Raw genomic sequence first — 713 nt, 5'->3', positions numbered from 1 at the left:
CACCACGGCCAGGCCGCAGTTGTTGGGGTTGTGCCAGCAGACGAGTTGGGCTACCCAAGCACGCACGGCGGCACGGAATGTTTCACGCTCGCCATAGACGGTGATCTGCCCGTAGCCGGACAGGTCGATTGCCTTGGGGCAGTGCGGGATCACCTGTTGGACAGCGCGCAGGTGCTGCAGACCCATCTTGGTGACTGGCTCCAAGTCGATTTCGGCGTCGACGGGCTTGACCCTGATCTTGTTGGCCAATTGCACCTGGTCCCGACCGATGCGCACCTGCAGGAAGTCTGCGTCGGTGGGGAAGCGTTCCCACAGGCGCTTGGAGTCGAACACCGCTTCAAGGACGTCGGGGTCGGGGTGCGACCATTCGGCGGCGGCGCGCTGGGAGGCTGCGGCCTCGCGGATCTGTTCGGCCTTGCCGGACAGGTAGCGCAGGTATTCGGCCCGTTCGGCGTTCACCTTGGGCGTCGTCACGTCCTCGCCGCCGCCGGAGTTCTGCATCGAGGTGAACAGGGCGATACCCATCATGAGCATGAAGAACAGGTACATCGGGTTCATCTGCCGGAACCCCGAGACGATCATCATGACGACCATGCCGGCCATCACCAGGCCGAACACCCATGGCAGGGCTTTGCGCCAGGCGGGCAGTTCCACCAGCCGGGGCAGTTCGGGTGGTGCCTCGAACTGGAAGTCTTTGTCGACAGTTCTCGGGC

General features: G+C 64.0%; 1 pseudogene. It reads right to left on the bottom strand.

Annotation, left to right across the window (positions count from 1 at the left end):
• Window positions 1–713: pseudogene (locus tag IMZ11_RS43015) on the bottom strand (hypothetical protein); the annotation flags it as partial.

It is taken from the genome of Microtetraspora sp. AC03309 (assembly GCF_020826795.1).
GTDB classification, from domain to species: domain Bacteria; phylum Actinomycetota; class Actinomycetes; order Streptosporangiales; family Streptosporangiaceae; genus Microtetraspora; species Microtetraspora glauca.
Note: the sequence above shows the minus strand (reverse complement) of the source record. Positions and strands in the feature narration are given on the sequence as shown.